General features: G+C 50.3%; 21 protein-coding genes and 1 tRNA gene. 19 read left to right on the top strand and 3 right to left on the bottom strand.

Features of this window, described 5'->3' with window-relative positions; translation table 11 throughout:
• Positions 1 to 230: 230 nt before the first annotated feature.
• On the bottom strand, positions 231 to 407 hold the full coding sequence (locus tag HPY71_06940; protein ID NPV53241.1) for a hypothetical protein: 177 nt from the start codon (positions 405 to 407) through the stop codon (positions 231 to 233).
• A gap of 331 nt (positions 408 to 738) precedes the next feature.
• Positions 739 to 1,713, bottom strand: coding sequence for a GGDEF domain-containing protein (locus tag HPY71_06935; protein ID NPV53240.1), 975 nt, complete (start codon positions 1,711 to 1,713; stop codon positions 739 to 741).
• A 339-nt stretch (positions 1,714 to 2,052) separates the two neighbouring features.
• On the opposite strand from HPY71_06935, the gene HPY71_06930 reads away from it, so the two are divergent.
• The 6 genes from HPY71_06930 (at position 2,053) to HPY71_06905 (ending at position 3,656) form a co-directional block, all read left to right on the top strand.
• A complete protein-coding gene (locus HPY71_06930; protein NPV53239.1) occupies positions 2,053 to 2,211 on the top strand; it encodes a hypothetical protein in 159 nt (52 codons plus the stop codon).
• A gap of 17 nt (positions 2,212 to 2,228) precedes the next feature.
• Entirely contained in the window at positions 2,229 to 2,411 is a 183-nt protein-coding gene (locus HPY71_06925; protein ID NPV53238.1) for a hypothetical protein, read from the top strand.
• A gap of 193 nt (positions 2,412 to 2,604) precedes the next feature.
• On the top strand, positions 2,605 to 2,802 hold the full coding sequence (locus HPY71_06920) for a hypothetical protein (protein NPV53237.1): 198 nt from the start codon (positions 2,605 to 2,607) through the stop codon (positions 2,800 to 2,802).
• Positions 2,803 to 2,868: 66 nt separating this feature from the next.
• On the top strand, positions 2,869 to 3,186 hold the full coding sequence (locus HPY71_06915) for a DUF4258 domain-containing protein (protein NPV53236.1): 318 nt from the start codon (positions 2,869 to 2,871) through the stop codon (positions 3,184 to 3,186).
• 1 nt (position 3,187) lies between these two features.
• Positions 3,188 to 3,442: a type II toxin-antitoxin system MqsA family antitoxin gene (locus HPY71_06910; protein ID NPV53235.1), complete on the top strand. Its 255-nt coding sequence runs from the start codon at positions 3,188 to 3,190 to the stop codon at positions 3,440 to 3,442.
• A 61-nt stretch (positions 3,443 to 3,503) separates the two neighbouring features.
• Positions 3,504 to 3,656: a hypothetical protein gene (locus tag HPY71_06905; GenBank protein ID NPV53234.1), complete on the top strand. Its 153-nt coding sequence runs from the start codon at positions 3,504 to 3,506 to the stop codon at positions 3,654 to 3,656.
• 148 nt (positions 3,657 to 3,804) lie between these two features.
• Here HPY71_06905 and tnpB read toward each other — a convergent pair whose 3' ends face one another.
• Positions 3,805 to 4,116, bottom strand: coding sequence for an IS200/IS605 family element transposase accessory protein TnpB (gene tnpB / locus HPY71_06900; GenBank protein ID NPV53233.1), 312 nt, complete (start codon positions 4,114 to 4,116; stop codon positions 3,805 to 3,807).
• Between the two features lie 418 nt (positions 4,117 to 4,534).
• Here tnpB and HPY71_06895 point away from each other — a divergent pair.
• From HPY71_06895 to HPY71_06835, 13 genes are all read left to right on the top strand, one after another.
• Positions 4,535 to 4,608, top strand: a tRNA-Gln gene (locus tag HPY71_06895).
• Between the two features lie 956 nt (positions 4,609 to 5,564).
• Positions 5,565 to 5,933 carry a hypothetical protein gene (locus HPY71_06890; GenBank protein ID NPV53232.1) on the top strand — a complete coding sequence of 123 codons (369 nt, stop codon included), beginning with the start codon at positions 5,565 to 5,567 and terminating at the stop codon, positions 5,931 to 5,933.
• Positions 5,934 to 5,989: 56 nt separating this feature from the next.
• Positions 5,990 to 7,168, top strand: coding sequence for an ABC transporter permease (locus tag HPY71_06885; GenBank protein ID NPV53231.1), 1,179 nt, complete (start codon positions 5,990 to 5,992; stop codon positions 7,166 to 7,168).
• A 15-nt stretch (positions 7,169 to 7,183) separates the two neighbouring features.
• The gene (locus HPY71_06880; GenBank protein NPV53230.1) at positions 7,184 to 7,867 is read left to right on the top strand and encodes an ABC transporter ATP-binding protein; all 684 of its coding nucleotides are present in this window, start codon (positions 7,184 to 7,186) and stop codon (positions 7,865 to 7,867) included.
• Positions 7,839 to 8,231: a hypothetical protein gene (locus tag HPY71_06875; protein ID NPV53229.1), complete on the top strand. Its 393-nt coding sequence runs from the start codon at positions 7,839 to 7,841 to the stop codon at positions 8,229 to 8,231. Before HPY71_06880 ends, HPY71_06875 begins: the two co-directional genes overlap by 29 nt.
• Before the next feature lie 144 nt (positions 8,232 to 8,375).
• Positions 8,376 to 8,720, top strand: a complete 345-nt coding sequence (locus HPY71_06870; protein ID NPV53228.1) for a BlaI/MecI/CopY family transcriptional regulator — start codon at positions 8,376 to 8,378, stop codon at positions 8,718 to 8,720.
• 4 nt (positions 8,721 to 8,724) lie between these two features.
• Entirely contained in the window at positions 8,725 to 9,675 is a 951-nt protein-coding gene (locus tag HPY71_06865) for a M48 family metalloprotease (GenBank protein NPV53227.1), read from the top strand.
• Positions 9,676 to 9,971: 296 nt separating this feature from the next.
• Positions 9,972 to 11,306, top strand: coding sequence for an amidohydrolase (locus tag HPY71_06860; GenBank protein NPV53226.1), 1,335 nt, complete (start codon positions 9,972 to 9,974; stop codon positions 11,304 to 11,306).
• Between the two features lie 161 nt (positions 11,307 to 11,467).
• The gene (locus tag HPY71_06855; protein ID NPV53225.1) at positions 11,468 to 12,001 is read left to right on the top strand and encodes a hypothetical protein; all 534 of its coding nucleotides are present in this window, start codon (positions 11,468 to 11,470) and stop codon (positions 11,999 to 12,001) included.
• A 36-nt stretch (positions 12,002 to 12,037) separates the two neighbouring features.
• Positions 12,038 to 12,814 carry an ABC transporter permease gene (locus tag HPY71_06850; protein ID NPV53224.1) on the top strand — a complete coding sequence of 259 codons (777 nt, stop codon included), beginning with the start codon at positions 12,038 to 12,040 and terminating at the stop codon, positions 12,812 to 12,814.
• A gap of 39 nt (positions 12,815 to 12,853) precedes the next feature.
• Positions 12,854 to 13,867 (top strand): ABC transporter substrate-binding protein, encoded by a 1,014-nt coding sequence (locus HPY71_06845; GenBank protein ID NPV53223.1) that lies wholly within the window; start codon positions 12,854 to 12,856, stop codon positions 13,865 to 13,867.
• A gap of 42 nt (positions 13,868 to 13,909) precedes the next feature.
• Positions 13,910 to 14,683 carry an ABC transporter ATP-binding protein gene (locus tag HPY71_06840; protein NPV53222.1) on the top strand — a complete coding sequence of 258 codons (774 nt, stop codon included), beginning with the start codon at positions 13,910 to 13,912 and terminating at the stop codon, positions 14,681 to 14,683.
• A gap of 9 nt (positions 14,684 to 14,692) precedes the next feature.
• On the top strand, positions 14,693 to 15,523 hold the full coding sequence (locus tag HPY71_06835) for a hypothetical protein (protein ID NPV53221.1): 831 nt from the start codon (positions 14,693 to 14,695) through the stop codon (positions 15,521 to 15,523).
• The last annotated feature ends 318 nt before the right edge of the window (positions 15,524 to 15,841 follow it).

Below are 15,841 nucleotides of genomic sequence, written 5' to 3'. Positions count from 1 at the left end.
CCCATTGATCGATCTACGAATCACGCAAGGGGTTGGCTCTTTGATTATTGAACAGTAAAGGTGCTCGCCTCAGAGGCGGATATAAGGCTCCCCATGTATAAATTTTAACAGACGGCCACCCGCTTTTCTGAATTGCAGGGTCATAGGTTCCCGGGCTTATACTACTGAGGGTAAACTTCCCCACATTATACCTAAAAAATGTAATTCGATAGTAAACCCTATTCTTCCTTCTAGGGTATACCAAATTTGAAAATATTATCGTGTTTTCCTGCTAAGCCCCCGCCGACTATCTTGATTAGCCCAGGGGTTGCTGGTTCATCCTGGTATTCCGGTGTGCAGGATAGCTTCCTAGCAACTGAGGGCTCTAAAAGGGAGAAGGTAAAGGCCCTGTCGATCTCCTCGCGCATAGTACGTTCCTCGGATTTTGCCCATTCAAAGTCACATCTTCTGCGGTTAAGATTAAGGCATCATCCTCCAGCTTTTGGACAAGGAAACGCACATACCATTCATCGTAATGAGTATACACTTCCTTCTCTGATTACTCCTTCGTTTAGGGCCATCTCCAATTGCGAATGGAGTTCATCCGGGATTCCCCCAACGGAGGAACTTGAAAAAGCGATAACAGCCTTCTTGCTTGCTCATTGACCAATACGATATTAAGATTTGTCCCCAACTGCATTATCCCTACGGGAATCTTTTCCCACCAATCTAACTTTCTTTCTTGCACTCAACTTCCTCCTAAAATGTAGTACGTCCCGGCTGGGACATTCGCTTTGCTTCATACAATCTCTTATCGGCGATTTCTATCACTTTTTGAACGGTGGCTCCATCCTCAGGGAAGAATGCGCTTCCGAATGATATCCCGACTCCCCCTATCTCCTTCGAAACCAGCTTCTTTATTCTATTACACACACCGTTGACAGTGAATTCATTAACGTCTGGCATAATTATCACGAATTCATCGCCTCCATACCTGAACACGGCATCCGTGGATCTTAGGGATTCACTAAGAAGCGCCCCAACCTTCTTCAGCACCTCGTCACCTGCCGGGTGGCCAAATCTATCATTGTAACGCTTAAAACCATCAAGGTCACACATCGTGAGAGCAAAAGGGGTTTCTCTGGATGAAAGCTCTGCAACATATTCTGCAAACGCCCTGCGGTTGTAAAGGCCAGTAAGCGGATCCTTGCCGGCAGCATCTTCCATGGTGAGAATATAGGAGCTCGATAACCCTTGAGTTCTTCTCATAAGACGGCACGCAGTGTGGCTTGTCATCGTTATTCCCAGCGTATAGGCCAAACCAAACCAGTCCGTTTGAATCAGCGCGCGCAGGCTGAGAAATGCCAGGATTGATGTGTTCATCATTGCCGAGCGAAAGACCCAAACGGGGGGCCGCTCGATTCCATACGTTACGATAGGTACCAGCACGAAGAAAAGAAAGGGGCTCCTCTGAAATCCCGTGGTGAATATCACGGAGGCATTCAGAAGGAAACCGAAAAACGGTGAGAGATAGCTGAGCCATGGATGGTAAAGGCGCTTCAGATCAAGAAATTGAGAAGCTATAAACCCCGCAATAAACAACAGGGGTAGAAGGGCATAAGGCATTGGAGGCGCCAGGACTATATATGCAGGAGTGAAGGCGATGCATAACAAAATGCGCGCAAGACGCACCTCGCTTACCATGGATCGCCGAAAGGACTCTCTTGGTTCCATACTTAATCGTTTCATCCTCCCTTCGAATGGAGCTATCTTTAATTATTCTACTCCGTCCAACCTCCTCCTTTTTACTGACTTGATATTTGCAGAATTGACTTTATTGACATCCTCCCCGGAATTTATTCCGGGGCTTTCGCCCTCGGTTTCCTGTAGGAGATCAATAGAATTTGGGATATAATGGAAAGTTGTAAAAAAGGAAAAGGAGAGATTTTGCGAGGGGACTATCCCAACTTAAATGATCCGATCAATCTCGTTCCATGCCCCCACCGGGTGTGGACAAGTTGGTCGCCTCATAAGCCCTGACCATTTGGCAGGCACAGGAGAAGGAGATTCGATATGCGATATCTTGACAATTTAATCTGTCTAACATGCGGGATCGGAGCGCTATTCTCGCTCAAGATCTCGGCAATCAACGATGTAGCCCCGTCGAACCTGACGGGGCTCTTGATTTTCCTGGGCCTGGTGACAGCCATTTCGTCATTGCGACATGTGTAGAAAGGAGGGAAGAGGCAATGTGGGTAGACAAGGCATTAGGTTACTTAAAAGCGGGACAAGCCCTCGCTGCAGCAGCCAAAATCGCTAAAGCATGTGAGCGACGCGCAGCTAAGGGGCTGTGCGCAAGCTCCTGCCAGAAGTGCCGGCTTGAGAAGGCCAGGATGGCGCTCATGGCAGGGCGCGTTTCCAGGACAGCATAGGAGGCCCGGCCACATAACCCGTAACGGCGGTAAGCCTGCCAAGTGGCTGACGATGTGGTATCTCGTCCTGAGCACGACGTTAAAAGGCTCTATTTCATTTGCCCATAAGTCCCGGGCTATAGGCCGGGCCGGGCGGAGGAGGAACGCAAGATGTCCAGCTTCAGGGTTAACGTAACAAAGAACGGAAAGACGGGTGGTGCACGTAGAGGAGGGCATGTTCACCCTCGTTGGTTTCCCGCTCGAGGGGCAGAACGGACTATACCTGCCTCACTTCAGCAATGCTGAAGTTCAACCGCGCATGTTCTACACAGTGTTTGAGCCCATGTGCCTGGAGCTTGATCGGAAGCTCAGGAAGGGAGAGGGCGTTGAAGCCTCAATCAATGATATTTAAGTCAAACGGCCTGGAAGTTGCAAGAATCTAGAAGATGGGGTAAAATCAAATCAGGGAGTGAGGCTCTTGGACATTGACGAAATCCGGGCAAGGATAAAAGGGGGCAGTTACCGCCTTACCGCTCACGCTACAGTCCGGTGCAAGGAGCGAGGAATCACCACGAAAGACATGGAAACCGCCATTATTAACGGCAAAATCATTGAGGAATATCCTGACGACAAGACTTTCCCGAGCTGTCTCATATTCGGTCATACACCTGATGGTCTGCCGCTTCACATAGTCTGCAGCCTGGCACCGATAAGCCATATTATAACCCTTTACTTTCCTGATGAAAAGCGATGGATAAGCTACCGCACGAGGCGAAGAAAAGAAGGGGGAAAATAAGATGAATGATGCAAATACCTGTCCGGTATGCGGAGGAACCCTAGAAGAGAAAACGATCCAGCTCGATTTCCGATACAAAGGCCACCTGGTCGTAATTGAAGGAGTGCCTGCACAAGTCTGCAGGAATTGCGGGGAAGAACTGATTTCTGCAGAGACCTCTAAGGATATCGACATCCTGCTGGAGTCCAATATCAGGCCAGTGAGGCAGATAAGTGTGCCGGTCTTACCATTTCTTCACTACGAGGCCCGGGCATGAATACCCAAAAGGAGGGCGCTTCCCCAGGCCGAAATATTGGCAGATCGGGGAGGCAGAGAATATGCTTGACCTCACAAAATCAGTTGGATATCAGAGGATCATAGAAAAGGGAATCCAGCAAGGCAAAGCAGAAGGGAAACGGGAAGCCATTCTAGAAATGATTTTGGATCTTCTCCTTGACATCCTCCCCGGAATAAATTCCGGGGATTCCTGAAGTATAGCTTCAGGCTGGTTAGTGCTTACTCAGCCCCATGCATTTCTGCTTCGGCCTCATCGCAGCACCATAAGGGCCAAGTCAGTGGCCCACCCCGGCTGCGTTCCCTATCGGTTGCTGCACCGGGCGGCGGCCCTCGGACGACGGCTTACGCCGCCCTGGCCAGACCGCTAATTGCTCTGCTGATATTCAGCGCTCCAATGACATCCGCATGGCCTTTATAACCGCAGGACTTACACTTAAACCTGATGCCATTACGGGAATCCTTGTCAATAGTACCGCAGACCGGACAGGTGCGGCTGGTATTTGAGGGAACAACCCATTCTACCTTTATCCCAGCCAGCTGTGCCTTGTAGGCTATGAACTTCTGGAGCCTGTGGAAGCTCCAAGAATGCAGACTTCGCCCCCGGTCCTTGCGGTCTCTCTTGCGTCTATTCCTGATACCCTCAAGCTTCTCCATACGGATTACGCCATCAAGGCGGTTTCCGCGAGATTGGGACATTCTTCAATTATGGTCACCGGGGATGTCTATTCCCATGTTTTTACTGAAATGAACAGGGAAGCAGCAGATGCATTTGAAGAGATGTTAAATCTTAGGGAAGGGCCAGCAATCGAAAACAGCTTGCGGAAGAATAAAGGCAAAGGTAATGGGGGTTTCCTATTGACAATCAGTCTTATGCGGAATTTGATTGCCAAAAGAGATAGCGGAAGGCACGTGCGGAAAAATTCCGCACGTTTACTGATTTTGGAAAGAAATTTGGATAGATTAACCAGTTAAATAAAGGCAGTCAGTTTTCTGGGTATGTCTATTGACATTTCTAGGTGCGCAAAGTATCATATTAGATGATAAAATTAAATATTGCTTGGTCAGTCAACGCTGGGGAGTCGTCTAGTGGTAGGACATCAGACTCTGGATCTGAGTGCGAGGGTTCGAATCCTTCCTCCCCAGCCAAGTATTTTCAAGGGGTTGAGGGTTCAAGAGGCTATCACAAAACGCAGTTTGACAGCAAAATGACAGCAAAACATGAAAAGAGGTCCGGCACATACCGGGCCTCTATATATCAATTCCCATCCTCCTATTACCTACCCAGCGATAACCATTTCGGAGACGCAGGTGTACTGGTGCGTCTCGCATAGTAAGAAACATACTTCATGGTGTGGCTTCCCGGTACCGCTTGATGAATAATCGATACCAAGGGAGTACGTCCATTCAACTGCTCCCTTCTATGCCGGCCGGCCAAAGAGGTCGGAAGGGTGATAGGTTGACATCCTTATCCATTGTCGTGGCAGCAGTGAACCAGGGAACCCATCGCGCCAGCCGCGTGGGCGGCTGGGACAACCTGCGTCTGAAGTGGCGAGATGGGGGCGGAGGGGCCGTAGTAGTCTGAGGACGGGAAAGCCGTCCACATGGCGAAGGGCCGCCAGTTGGGTTTCGTGTTCGGCAGGATTACTGGAACATAACAGGGGAATCACCTTCACGACTCAGTTAGCCGACTGAGAGGCCCAATGGAGAGCCGAATGCCAAGCAACTGGCACGTTCGGTTTGGGGAGGGGAACGGAGAAACTGGCCGCCATGGGGCGGAGCAGCGCTCCGTTCCTATCCTGAAAATTGCCCAGTTATTCCCAGGGACATTTTCATTACCTGTGGCGCCGCAGCGCGGCATGGGGGTCTACTCCACAAATGTTGGAGTATATCTACCCTATTCATCTCTCCATCCTGCACCTTATGCGCGGCAAGAAGGTTTTACTTGATTTGGGCCAATAGTTTTTTGGGGTAAGGTAGTGAAACTCAGTGTACTATATTGCCTAATACTACTTGACATAGTATTATTGTCGGTAGTAGAATTGATTTTGCCAAGCTACTATCTAATCCGTCGGTACCTTTGTAAATGAAACGGAGGCTGCAAAATGAGCACCAGAAATGATTCCGGGCTGCTTCAATGGCTTCGCCCAAGACGGGTTTACATACTTGCCTTTATAGTCGTAGTAGCCGGAGGAGCGCTGTACTTTGACCTCCAAAGTCCCACCCGGTCCGCGAGAGAAAGCTCTAAAGTCAACGCAAGTCCCGGAGTCTCAGCCCAACAAAACACTAAAGCCCCATATGATAGCATTAAGCAGGAAGTCCTCTCACATTACCGTTCGAAGTATAAGGACAACGATCCAGGGCTGACCGCAGAAGTCGTAAGCTATGGCTGTCACATGGAAGTGTATATTATCAAAGGCGGAAAAGTCATCAAGTCATTTGCCTATTTCGGCCAAGGCCAGTTCTACGAGTAGAGTTAGTGATAGCGGCCCCGTAATAGTACCCATTCCTGAAGGGAGGAAACGTCGAAATGAATATGTTTACCATCGTCTGGGACGGCATCAGGCGACGCAAGATTCGGTCTCTGCTTTCCATCCTCGGTATCACCATCGCCGCTACAGCCTTATTCAGCCTGATCTCCTTGAAGCAGGGTTATGAGCGAGGCATGCGAGCAGAGCTTGAAAATATGGGCGCACAAATCGTAGCCGTGGCCAAGGGGTGCCCGTACGAAGCTCTCGCCGTCATCATGATCGGCGGTCAAGTGCCAGCCACTTTGCCGGAAAATGTCGTGGAGCAGATCCACAATCTCCCTAACGTGGCGAGCGCATCTCCCAACGTCTACGGTGCCTATAAATATCTGGGGCTCTCGCACCCGTTGATCGGCATCACCTCCGAGGAACTCAAACTCAAGTCCTGGTGGAAGATACAGGGGCGATTCCCACAGCATTACGGCGAGGTTGTTCTCGGAAGTGTCGAGGCCAAAGTATTCGCCGACAAAAGTGGCGAATATAAGAAGGTTGGTGATTCCATCACCGTGACAGTTAGTGGTAAGCCAGTACCCCTTAAGGTTGTTGGTATTCTGGAGACTACCGGCTCCAAGGACGACTACTCCACATATACTACCCTTGAGACTGCCCAGAAGCTGTTGAACTTACAGGGCCGTGTCGTGGCAATCAACATCCGTGTTAAGGATATTTCCGGCGTGCCGACCGCTATCGAGAATATAGAAAAGGTTCCTGATGTCCAGGCCGTTACCGCCGCTCAAGTGCTTGGTACCATCCAAAATCTCGTCCGAGCTGGGCAAAACATGCTGTTTCTCGTGATGTTGGTGGCGCTCGTCATCGGTGGCCTCGGCACTATGAATACCATGCTAATGGCGGTATTCGAGCGTACTCGCGAGATCGGACTCATGAAAGCCATCGGTGCCTCGCGATGGCAGATTTTTAGGCTATTCCTCTTCGAAGGCCTATCTATGTGCCTTTTGGGCGGACTATTGGGGGCAGGTGCTGGCTCCATAACCACTCTAATGGGGAATGTTATTTTGAAACAATTTGTTTCTATAATGCCTACCCAGTCGGTCGGTCAGTTCTCCTGGTATGCTGCAGCTATTTCGGTGCTGTTCCCAGTGGGTGTAGGTATCCTCTCAACCCTATATCCCGCCCTTCATGCGGCTCGACTCAACCCTATTGAAGCTTTGAGAAACGAGTGAGGAGGCATCTAACTAATGATATATATCGAGAATCTCAATAAGACATATCGTCGAGGCCAAGAGGAAGTCCACGCACTGGCTGACGTCTCACTGCAGGTCGAGGCAGGCGAGTTTCTGGCAGTGGTCGGCCCTTCCGGCTCGGGGAAATCAACTCTGATGAATATTGTTGGGTTATTGGATCAGCCGACAAGCGGCCATATCTCCATTGCAGGCCGGCCTATCGGGAAGCTCGGCGCGAAGGAGATGGAGACCCTCCGCCGGAACACCATTGGTTTTATCTTTCAACAATTTCTATTGATTCCTACTATGACGGCGTTACAAAACGTCATGCTGCCCATGTACTTTGCCGGTGTCTCTGCCGCACGTCAAAGGGCTACCGAGCTATTATCTCGCGTTGGGCTGGGCAACCGCCTGCTACACCTGCCGTCGCAGATGAGCGGTGGCGAGATTCAGCGGGTGGCAGTGGCCAGAGCTCTCGCCAAAAGCCCCTCCATCCTCCTGGCTGATGAACCGACCGGCAATCTGGATAGTCGTGCTGCTGAAGATATATTTAACCTGCTACACGAGATTAACCGATCTGGTACCACCATCGTTGTGGTCACCCACAATTCGGAGTTGGCGGCGTCGTTACCGCGAATAGTTTCCATTCGGGACGGAAGGGTGATTGCAGATGTCAAGAAGGATAATTCTATTGCTTAGCGGTGCTGCGATTGTTATACTTGGATTGGTTACTTCCTTTGCCTTTCATGGAATAGAAGGCTCATCAAAGTATGGAGCGCCAATCGATACCACTAAAGCTCAAATCGTCGAACTAGCTTCCCTGTTTGCCAATACGCAGGCCTATACCGGAAAGAAGGTGATCGTGGACGGCCAGGCGGGACAGGTATGCCAGGCATCGGGTTGCTGGATCACGGTAACCGATGGTGCAAATCAATTGTTCGTGCAGTTCTATGATTTCACCGTCAAACTTAAGCCGGGTATCCGAGTTCGTGTGCAGGGTGAGGTACGTACTCAGAATAACGCCCCATACCTTGTCGGGCAGGGGGTGGAGATAATTAGATAGGAATGGCGGGAATGCAATTCACTAGCATTCCCCACTCGGGGAAACCATGCAACATCAGGAGTGGTGACTTTGTTTCGTTGGTTTGATTTTAAGCCGGGCAGAAAAGGGCTCGGCAAGGTGCTGGGCGACCTGGAGGTCGAGGTCATGGAAGAGATCTGGGGTAGGGGTACCTGTACGGTACGCGACGTCTATGAAGGGTTGCGCCTTAAGAAACAGATCGCCTATACTACTGTCATGACCATCATGTCACGGCTTGCCAACAAGGGATTGCTCACCAAAGACAGAGATGGGGCAGCCTTCGTATACCGCCCGTCTGTCTCAAAGGATGAGTTCAGACGGAGGATTGCATCTGAGGTCATCACCGGACTCCTCGATGGCTTTGGTAAAGAAGCTATTTCCCAGTTGGTACACGAGGTCGGTCGAGTGGATCCTGAAATCCTCGTAGAGCTGGAAAATGCTATCGCGGAACACAAGAAACGGAGTAGATGACGGCATGTATTCGCTCTTGCAGCATCCCTTTATCATATATACCTTCGTTCTGTCATCAACCCTGGCGGTACTTACTGCAATAGTGCTGCGGCTGGCGTCCCCAAGAGGTGTGCATCGGACGTGGGTGTATATGGTTCCCCTCGTGGTGCCGGTGCTCTCGTATGTCATTAACTACATCATCATCGGCAAGACGTGCGGGTTTAGTCATAGCTATATCGGTGCCCTAAGGGGTTTTCCATCATATCACTTCTTTTGCCGGATCAATTACCGAATCATCCCTTGGATCGCACCCGCATCATTGACATGGCTGGCCGTGTCGGTAGCTATATATGGTATTGCTTTGTACCGCACCCACTGGTTGCTCAAATGCTTGCCGTCAACTTCGGAGGGCAGCATGCGGCCAAAAGCCATCTTAGATGAACTCTGCAGACAGGTAGGCATGAAGCCACCTGTGCTGAAGGTACTGGACTATCCCCAGCCTCTAATGTTCATCGGTGGGATCGGGCGCCGAGCGCTTGTGCTCTCTACCGGAACACTGGAATTACTGGAAGATGACGAGCTACGGGCTGCTCTAGCTCACGAACTGGTTCACATACGGCGTATGGGACATATCCTCAACTGGTTTTTTATGCTTTGCCGTGACCTGACTCTCTTTTCGCCCGCGAGCCTGTGGTCATACGCTGCCCTCCGTAATAATGAAGAGGAAATCTGCGACGCCCTGGCAGCATCTCAAACCAGGCTTGGCGTCGAACTCGCTTCAGCTATTGTAAAGTTCATGCGGCATGGAAATCGCACCGCGTTGGCATCTCTTGCTCCCTCACTTTTGCCCGGTGGCAACCCGGGGGTAGCCCGTGTGAAGCACCTGTTGGATGCGTCCAACACGGATAACAGACATTCCTCATGGCCGTGCGCGCTATTGATCATTTTGCTCATTGGTCTAGTTTTTATATGTTAGACTCCGTATATACATCTTCTTCAGTCAATAATTCTATCGATTGGACGAGGCGAAAAGGTGTAGCCATGGAACGCGGCTCCTCATCGATGGAGCAGAGTCCGATCTTTTGAATTGAGCACTCTATAGATCGAAGAGAATTCAAGGCAGACTGTTACTATCAGTGATAAAAATGGAGATTTTGGATTGAGTAGTATTGACATGGCTAAATATGTGGTGTAAAATAGCACCAAAATACCCGAGCATTCCGATAGGAATTGCGGTACTTTAATGGTGCTCTATATGAGGAGGAAGAACTCATGGCAGTGGATAGCCTGGAGAACCGCATACAAAGGATAATAAGTGAGAGACGCCAGGAGATTATAGTTTTCGCCGAGGATATCTTTGCCCACCCCGAACTTGGCTTTAAGGAAGAACGAACGGCAGAAAGGTTGGCACAAAGCCTGGAAAGGCTCGGCCTACTAGTCAGGCGAGGTTTAGCTGTAACGGGTGTGAAAGGCTACCTGAGAGGTACTCGTAGCCCTGAGTACGATGGTGAGACCACGGTAGCCATACTCGGTGAGCTTGACGCGGTCAGATCGCCTCTTCACCCAAAGGCCGATCCTACGACAAAGGCTGCGCACACCTGCGGTCATCATGCCCAACTGGCGGCCCTTTTCGGGGCGGCTATGGCTCTCAGTGATCCTGAAGTATCAAGTGTTCTCGAGGGGAACGTGATCTTTTTTGCGGTACCCGCGGAAGAATACGGTGAGATAGAGTTTAAAAACTCGCTGCGCGAAAAGGGGATCATTCAGTTTCTGGGTGGGAAGCCCGAACTCATCCGACTAGGGGAATTCGATGAGATTGACCTTGTTCTGAGTCATCATGTCCATTTCAGTGATGAAAAACATAAGGTGGTTGTCGGCTCAGGATCGACAAACGGCTTTATTTCTAAATTGATCCGTTACTCTGGAAAGGAGGCCCATGCTGCTGGGGCTCCTTACGAAGGGATAAATGCGTTGAATGCCGCAGTAATCGGATTTTCTGCCCTCAATGCTCAACGGGAAACCTTCAAAGACAGCGATACGGTTCGAATCAACTCGATCATTACGAAAGGAGGCGACCTAGTGAATGTGGTTCCAGGCGAGGTCAAAATCGAGGTACTGGTAAGGGCCCGCACGTTAGAGGCAATTCTGGATGCCAACGCTAAGGCCACACGCGCTTTCGCGGCGGGGGCCTCCGCTATCGGTGCTGAGGTAGAAATCATAGATCTACCGGGGTATCTGCCACGAATCCCTGAGGCTCCCCATTCGCCAGTTGCGGATGTGGCCCGCCAATTAGTTGATTCGCATCAAGTTCGCGTAACAGATCCAGATGAACATCAGGCCTTTTCAACCGACACTGGGGATGTGAGCCACCTCTTACCGGTGCTATCCTTTTCCACTGGCGGTATCTCAGGGAGGGCCCATGCTGCGGATTTCATGGTTACCGATCCCGAGGTAGCCTACATACTCCCGGCTAAAATCATGGCTTTAACGGTTTATTCACTTTTGCGGAATAGGGCAGCGCAGGCAAGGCAAATCAGGGAAAGTTTTCACCCGAAACTCACCAAGGCTGAATACATTCGATACATGAATTCGCTATTAGGTTCCTAAATTGGTATAGATTTCTGGCGACCTACCCGGCGTGTTACCACCCGGCGTGGGCCTCAGAAGTGGTAAGAACTCATGGGCTTTGTCTTTGACAGGTTGGATGCCGTCTATATTTGTAGGATATATAGGGTCGTGAGCGCAGGCTTATGTTGGAGGAATGAAATATGTCTGATGATGAGAGACAAGTAGTCTCTGCGAAAAAAGATGTAGTTTCAGAGATAAGACAGGCGTGCTTTCATTTTGCAGATTTATATTTCCATTTTTCCAGAGTTCTGATTGATGAGCTGGGTTACGAAAAAGGTAGAGCATTGATCGAAAAGGCAGTCAGAAACCGGGCAGTCGAAAGGGGTGAAAGGCTTCGCAAGCGAGCCATAGAGCAAAACCTCCCCTTGACTTTGGAAACATGGGCTAAGATTACGGATATCCCGTTTCGAGGTTGGGATAAGTCCCTTGGCCGGATGTGTTGCCCATACGCGACTGCCTGGCTTCCCCGGTTTGAGGAAAACCCATGGTTTAGAGAGATTGCTGAGCTCTACTGTAATGTGAACGACCCCCAAGTCACAGAGACTTTTACGGGCAACACTTCCCAGCGCATTACGCGAAACGTCCTTCGTGGAGACGAAACTTGTGAGCGTGAATACTTTCCCGCCCCTGGCTCATGCTCGGGCCAGCAAGCGCATTCTCAGGGGAAGCCCTAAGATAAACAGGAATTCAGTAGTGAGGAGAAACGCGAAATGAGACGGACTAGGCTTATCGAGTCGTGGCCCATCTTGATCGGTCAGCTCATGCTCCTATCTCTTATCCTTATAGTCACAGAATACGTGGTCGATAATAACATCGTCGGCGATCTCTATCTTGCAGCGCCGTCCCAGGTTGCTGCCGGATTCATCGGCCTTTTGAATAGATCTCATCTCTTCAGGCATTTGGAGGTGACGCTATTTGAATTTCTCCTGGGGTTCGCAAGCTCGGCCGCTCTCGGGGTAAGCCTCGGGTTGCTCGTCGCCCGGGTCGCGGTGGTAGAGAAATTCACTAAGCCGTATCTGTCCGGTTTGATGGCGATACCCAAGGTCGCCATAATCCCCCTTTTGACTATCTGGCTAGGTATCGGCTTTTTCAGCAAGGCTATCCTTGTATTCATGTTCAGCTTCTTTCCCATACTCTACAACACGATTTCCGGAGTCAAACAGACTCCTGATAACTATCTCAAAGTTGCCCGCGTCTTCGGCGCCACGCGTCTTCAGGTGATCACGAAGGTCATTCTGCCGTCGGCTATGCCTACGATTTTTGCAGGATTTAGGGTTGCTGCGGCGTCCGGGCTTGTCGGGGCTCTCTTTGGTGAAATGCTGGCTTCTAAAGAAGGGTTGGGTAACCTCCTCACAAAGGCCTCCCAACTCTACAACACAGGACAGTTATTCGCGGTTATTTCGGTTGTAACTGTACTATCTGTTTTGATTATCCAAGTCCTGGATTTGCTTGAAAAAAGCGTATTTCTGCGTTGGAAATACTACTGAGTCAATCGATCTCTAGATATCGATGGCGAAGATAGAAATATGGAGGCGAAAGCGATGAAAGGATTCCAAATAATGAATGGTTTAGGTAGGGCCGTCACTCTCCTCATAACAGGCCTCTTGATAATCTGGCTGTCCGTTGCAGCTGTGCCGGTGACTGCAGCAAAAAAAGCCTCGGAGCAGAAACCGGTGAAGATTCGGTATGCGGCCTTTATAGGCATGACGGGACTGGGGTTTTGGTTAGGCAAAGAGAAAGGCTTCTTTGAGGAAGCGGGGCTCAATCTTGAGATGGTAGAGGTCGGAGACAAAGTCTCAGCCTTTGCTGCGGGCGAGATCGATTTCGCCGATTTGGCCACCACCAACGCGATTATAGGTGCTGGGCGCGGGGCTCCCCTTAAAATCGTTGCTTCAATGTTCCGGACCAAAGGGCCGTTCTACCTCCTGGCTCGACCGGAAATCAAGCGCGTGGAGGATCTCAGGGGTAAGAAGGTAGGCGTTGGCGCGATCGGCAGTGGTATGGATGTTTATACTAGGGTGATATTGAAAAAACATGGACTTGACCCTGAAAGAGACGTGATTTTGATCAATAATGGGGTTTATCAGCAGGCAATGGCCAGTCTGGAGGCGGGTCAGGTCGCTGCTACCATCATCCATGAGCCTTTCGTGTCACTCGCTGAAAGGAAAGGAACCGGGAGGCTTCTGGCCAGGGGATGGGATTATTTGCCGACGTTTCATACTGGCGTCTTGGTGGCGAGCGACGCGTTTATCAAGAAGCATCCTGACTTGGTCCGGAAGCTGATCGCAACCTATTTCAAGTCGAACATCTATGCCAAGAGCCATCCCGACGAGCTCTTAGACTTCGGGACCAGGTATTTGAGAGTTGACCGTGGAGTCTTGAAGGCCGCGCTGGATCGAGAAAGGGTGATCTGGGAAAACAACCCTGATGTGGATCTCAACGCGTTGGAGGATACCCAGAAGATACAGATCGACCTCGGGTTCCAGGATAGGCGCTTTGACGTCGGCAAGATCTTGGACTTGAGATTCATTCCACGATGAGCGTTATTTTGAATAAGGCGGCTTTCAAATGGGGGGATGGATATGCCCGAGATAGTACTCTCCAACATCAGCAAGGTTTTCCCTGGAGTGCAGGAGGTTGTGGCATTAGCGGATATAAACCTGACCGTAAAGGACGGGGAATTCTTGAGTATTCTGGGCCCAAGTGGGTGTGGGAAAAGTACGTTGTTGGAGATAATTGCCGGCCTTCAACTCGCGTCGAGCGGAGAGGTCCTGGTGGATGGGAAATCTGTTGACGAACCTAGCCCAGACATCGGTGTTGTGTTTCAGGATTCCTCGCTTTATCCATGGCGGAGCGTAATTGAAAACATCGAGCTAGGTCCGGAAATAAGGGGAATACCCCGGCGATCCCGGCGCGAAGTCGTTGAAAAATATATCGACATGGTGAAACTCAAGGGTTTCGAAAAGAGGTATCCTCATCAGCTCTCCGGAGGGATGCGCCAGCGGGTTGGACTTGCGAGGAGTCTCGCAAACAACCCGAGGGTGCTGTTGATGGATGAACCCTTCGCGGCAGTAGACCATTTAACTCGTCTGCAACTTCAGGACGATCTGCTGGAGATATGGGGAAAAGAGAAGAAAACAATAGTATTTATAACTCACGATGTCACGGAGGCCGTTTTTCTCGGGGATCGGGTCGTACTTCTAACACCCCGGCCCGGTCAGATCCAAAAAATCTTTGCCGTGCCGGTCAAAAGGCCACGAAGCCGGGGTGATCCGGAGCTTCTGGCGATTCAAGACAAGATTTACCGGTTGATTTATGGTGTCCGGAGTGAGGAGGACTTGGAATACATATTGTAAAAAGACGGATTGGAGGTCTTGATGATGGCCATGTTGACCAGAGAAGACTATTTGGCTATGGATCCGGTAGAGTTTCGGGCGCGGTTCAGGGAGAGGGTCCACCACACCCTGGAGATACAAACATATACGGCAATTCATGAGGGGAAAAGTTTATCAGAGAAACAGACAGAAACGGTAAAGAGACTGATGGAGATATGGGTAGAAAAAGGCCTCCCCATTGACTTGCCGGATTTCCTTTGGGGACAAAGGATCCTGGGTTTCGCCGAAACCTTGCGATCAGGACAAAAAGTGGATCTTTCTGAGTTTGCCCCTCATGAGATTACCCGGGAAGATCTGGCGATATTCCAGCGTATTCTGGTTGAACGGCGGTCAGTCAGGCACTGGACGGATGAAGAGGTGCCCGACTGGATGCTTGACAGAATTATGGAATCTGGCCTTTGGGCGGCCCATTCGTGCAATCTCCAATCAATCAGATTTATAGTGGTGAGGGAGAAAAACGAACCCGGCCTATTCCAGGGAAGTGATATTCCGGGAGGCCCTGTCCATATCGCAGTGGTTCAGGATGAGCGGGTCTATCGTGCCAACCCGCATAATCCTGTGCGGAACCGCCTCCTTGACTGTGGCGCTGCGGTTCAGAATATGGTGCTAACTGCTCATGCTCTAGGACTTGGTGGAGTCTGGCTGACTTTTTCTGATCAGATGCTGGAGAGGCTTTACAAACGGTTTGAGCTCCCGGAAGAGACAAAGATCGTAACCTACATTGATGTTGGTTTTCCGGACCAGACGCCCGCTCCGCCAAACCGGATAGATTTGAGAGAAGCTGTTCTCAAAAGGATTTAGCCTCTACTGCTTTTCGACCTAAGCCTTTTGAGAATCGTGACGGTATTGACCGAGATCTATTATGGTGTTCCCAAAGGGGGCGAACGTATGAGTCTGGTCGCCGAGGTCGAGCTCCTCTCCAGCCGACTATACGGCCGGAACAGGGTATCGGGTTAACGAAAATAGTCTGGAAAACTCTCAACGAATACGATTGGGGTAGTGAAACATGCATATAGCTACTAGGAATATGCTCGAAAACCCTATCGAAGGGGCTACATCCCACAATATATTGGGATAATTCCTAAGGATGGCTACAACATATGAAGGCTGTGAGGGTTT

Source organism: Bacillota bacterium (assembly GCA_013178125.1).
Taxonomy (GTDB): Bacteria; Bacillota; SHA-98; order Ch115; family JABLXJ01; genus JABLXL01.
Note: the sequence above shows the minus strand (reverse complement) of the source record. Positions and strands in the feature narration are given on the sequence as shown.